General features: G+C 50.8%; 2 protein-coding genes and 2 pseudogenes. All 4 read right to left on the minus strand.

The annotated features are described in order from the left end of the window. A partial coding sequence (locus tag A3A5_RS0113590) for a sterol desaturase family protein (protein WP_018311118.1) occupies nucleotides 1-526 on the minus strand: 526 nt, incomplete at its 3' end. 625 nt (nucleotides 527-1151) lie between these two features. Next, a pseudogene (locus A3A5_RS38520) lies at nucleotides 1152-1547 on the minus strand (transposase); the annotation flags it as partial. Between the two features lie 901 nt (nucleotides 1548-2448). Beyond that, entirely contained in the window at nucleotides 2449-3729 is a 1281-nt protein-coding gene (locus A3A5_RS41495; protein ID WP_232431343.1) for a polysaccharide lyase family 1 protein, read from the minus strand. Nucleotides 3730-4140: 411 nt separating this feature from the next. After that, nucleotides 4141-4379: pseudogene (locus tag A3A5_RS44760) on the minus strand (transposase); the annotation flags it as partial.

Here is a 4379-nt window from a genome sequence, read left to right on the forward strand (position 1 = left end):
CAACGACAGGCACTATGCCGGATTCGAAGTGAATCAATGCAAGAGGTAGTGCTACAAACGCGGCATAAACGATGGGCTCCGAAAGGTAGTGAGTGCAGTTCCACGCCGTCAGTTCGCGGATCGAATGGTGACTAGCGTGCATGCGCCAAAGAAATGGAACAGCATGCTGAGCTCGGTGCATCCAGTAGTAAAAGAAATCGCCGGCAATCGCGACTAGGACCCCCGAGAGGATGGCCAATCCAGCGTTCAATATTGCGTTGTCAGAGTGAAGCAACGCACCGAAATTGATTATTACAATCGGCTTAACTCCAAACCAGGCCAAGGCCACAGCATAGAAGTGCCAGACTAACGCCGCGAAACCAATTCGAATAACCCAGTTCCGAACACCCCGGACGTAAGATGCAAAGCTATATTGATAAGCAGGAAAAATAAACTCCAGGACAGCACAAAAGGTCGCAAAAATCAGAACCAACTCTAACGAATTAACAAAAAATTGTACCATTTGATTAAAATCGAGAACGTGCATTATTATGCTCCGGCGAATGATTCAAATTACCCCAATCCTCGTCAAAGCGGCTGGTTTTTATCAGGGGTGGGGACCTATAGCTATGAATCTCGTCCCGAGCTATGAATCTCGTCCCGATGGATTCGGCTTGGGAGATCGTGCCGAAAGCACGAATGGCATATAGCTCATGGTAGCTACTGTGCAACAGTTTTCTGGATTGGTGAAATCAATTGTTTGGATAACAGCCATCCGTATCCCAAATGGCAAACGTGTCTAGTAGGCCACGCGTCTATTGCACTGCCCTTGATTGCTTTCCGGGATGTGACGTCAACCGCACTAAGCAGCGCGCCTCGGCAAGCGTTACCAGTGAAACGAATGTCTTTGCACCGGTAACGCCGCGCGTAGAGTAGAGCATTCCCCGCAAAGATGCCAAGGGCACACGTGATTCCAAAGAGCCGATGACCCAACGAGGACTGCGCCAGACGATGGTGGTTGTCCCATACCATAATTCCGCCACGGCTGAGAATTTTGGGGTGGCAAACCGTACTGGGTCACCCTGCGTGTCCAAGGTGATTCGCTTTCCCAGCCTATTGGAACTTTGCCCAACCATATCAATATGGCTTTTCTATGCCGGCATGACTCACAGGCGCCCCAGAGCAGAATGGTGGAGCACGCAATCACTATTGAAAGATGAACTGTGCTCGGCCGCTTCTTTCAGCACTTCTGCCTCCTGTGTCTTCTTGCCTAGCAGCCTTTGCAACTCTCGAATCTCGTTCATCGCGGCAGCTAATTGCGATGCAGGGACTAGAGCCTCGCCGGCACTGAGAGGGGCCAGAGTACCGTCTTGGTACTGCTTCCGCCATGCGGACACTTGATTAGGATTGACCTCATGGCGCCTGGCCACCTCCAAGACCGTTACTCCTGGCTCCATGGTCTCCTGGACGATAGTAAGCTTTTCGTGCACGGAGCGCCGACGGCGACGTTCTGGCTCGCTCAAGGCTTCGTTTCCTCCTTCAGAATGGGTAGACTTCAAACTGGTCACAAGATCTCCTCGAGTTTAAAAAAGGTCTCAGGCGTCATACGAGCCAACTGAATGCCCTGGTGAAACACGCTAACTTATCTAATGCCCAGGTTCATTGACTCATCGGGCCGCATTCCTTGCGGTCTCTTAGTTTCCACCCCAATTGCGTGAAGCAGGAAAAGATAATGTGAACCTATGCGTCACATGGCCTAAGAGTCTGAAACAGAATCGCATCGTAAGTTTGCGGCTGCCTGCGCATGTACCGCCTTCTGATACATGCCCACGTACAGGCGATTGGGATGAAGTGTCTTGTGGCTTGAAAAGCCGAGCACAGCGTGTCGAGCCAATGCACAGAAAAAAGTGTGCCATCAATGAATGAATAGCTATTGGCTTTCTCTATCGGTTTGCGTTAGCAACATATGAAAGTCGTCACCTACAGCGTCGCCATGGAAGGCTTGACTCCCACCGGCTAAAGCTTATGTGCGAGATGGGATTCAACGAAAATCCACCCGCTGCAAGGCTCACGCCCTCTGGCGAGTCATGCGGCGGTGGTGCCCCGGCCACTCGCTTCCAATTGTCGCACGACGTCTCGACCTTGCAGTAACGCGCCTCGGCGATTTTTCGAGCACGCTTCGCGTCAATTCGTTGAAAGCCGAGGTTGTGAGTCATTTGACCAGGGCATCATCCGTTCACGGGAAGTGCATCCGTTCACGGGAAGTGGGATTGTAGAAGGCGTACCCCTGCACGTAAAATGAACAGTATTCAAATAGTTATGAATTTTGCTCATGACGGTGCTTGAGAAACCTTCCTGCACGTAGGGGGTATCGTGGAAGAGTGCGCCATTGCAGCATGGTGAAGGAGCGTTGCGCCGATCAATTAGGATAAGTAAAACACTCAGATGCCCTGACGCGCTCCACAACTATCAGATATGTCCTGTGCCGGCATATGCTTTGACCATTGCGGGCACCTTGCTTGCCTCATAGGGTCGCATCATGTTCGACGAAACATTGGCTTGCGGATTTGGTTTTACCGGTTCGAATGCCTGCATTACGGCAGAGTGCTGCGTAAAACCGTTAGTCGAGGGCTCAGGCACAGCGACATTGCCTAAGCAATGTCGCCCAAATTTACCTTCACACTGCGCCTGGGCTACGGCGCTCAGGCTACCGAGTGCTCCGAAGATATAGCCGTCGTCAGGCAAAATTGGCAAAATCACGTTATCAAAGTAGTTCGCCTCGACAAAAAGATGAGAATTTTCGCTTGCATCGAGCGCATGCCAAGATCCATTTTGAAAATAATTATTAACCACATGCACGATTGCTTCATCGCCAGAAACTTTCGGCGCGCGGCCGGAAAACTCATGAAACCAATTATTTGATAAAGTAATAGTTTGCTTTTGAGCGATTAGCAAAAGATTCCAGTAATGTCTTCCATTGCAACCAGGTGAGTAAATACTGCTGCCGTCGAAATTATTCCACGAAATAGTGACATTGGTTGCTGGACGGAAGTGATCGACAATCATTTGTCGGCCAATATTGTGGAAACTGTTATGATCTATCCAAACTTGATCCACCCCTTCTAGCGATATCGCGTCGCCACCAAAAACGATGCCATTGTTAATATCACTTATTGTCAGATTTCTTATTTGGACGTTGCGCGAGTTCACGAGTCGCAGTCCCTTTCCCTTTAGCGTTGCGGATGAACTAACGCCAACCAAGGTCTTGTTTGAACCGACCGATAGTGGATTTTTTCCAGCCAAATCGTAGCTAATCGAGGTGACTTCCTTCCCGCTGCAGTGACTATCACTCGCATCCGTAAGGATCAAAGCTTCCGGCTTGTACGGCGTTGGACACTCAGCTTTTGTCTTGCCGGGATAACAGCCACGTCCCGAAGAGGTTTTTTCCGTCCCCGTGTAGTCAATCGTTGTTGCGATTCTGATAATTCGCGGAACAGCATCCGTGCATATTCCCTCGGCATTAAATGAACTGCACAAGGCATTCTTCAGTTGCTGCTTGCCGTCAATTGGATCGATGATATTCACAATTTCCCCGCCAGCTCCGCCAATCGTGGCCGCGCCGAACCCTTTCGGCTTGCTAAAAGCTAATTCACTTGGGGACGCCGCGGAGGATAAATTAAACAGCAAGGCAGCCGATCCCAGCGCAAGAGATGCACGCTTGAACGCCATACGAAATAACATATAATGCATTATTGATATTTCCTTAATATTATCAAACACTTGAGAAGGCGCACGGATAAATTTCCCGACCAACCCCCGTTTGGCGATAGGTCGCCTGCATAGGCCGGTGAGATCGAGGACAATCTTACCAATCGCACGATATCACTCACTGTAGTGGACTTGGTGGGCTTTTACGAGTTCGCTGTGCGGACAGAACGATGGCCTCAAGTAGGGCGCCAATGGATGCTCCTGCCCCTAACGCTTTCTTACTTGCGCTCGTTCTACCGCGCTATTTTCTTTGCTTGAAAAGAATGCCGAGTCCTTTTTTACGTACGCAGCCTCGTGCGCAAACACTCATCTCTTTGATCGGCTGCTCGTGCCTGCGCTCATCGTCGGGCGGTGCCAGGGCGCTAGGGCACCAATCCACCCAAGATAAGGACATCAGCAAGCCTTATAGGCGGCATGTCGATGAGGTTTCTGGCGAGGCGGACGTGGTTTAGCGCGATCCGGTCGCACGCGATGGGTACGTGTTGCGATCAAGGCCAAGGTCTCATTCAGCGCAGCCTTGGCCCAGCGCAGTCCCAGTAGCGCCGCTGGCAGGACAGGTTTGAGAGCGGTGATGGCGTAGGTTCGGATGATCCGATAGTTCGAGTCAATCTCATGTTCCTGCACGGCGCTGA

The organism is Cupriavidus sp. UYPR2.512, assembly GCF_000379565.1.
Taxonomy (GTDB): domain Bacteria; phylum Pseudomonadota; class Gammaproteobacteria; order Burkholderiales; family Burkholderiaceae; genus Cupriavidus.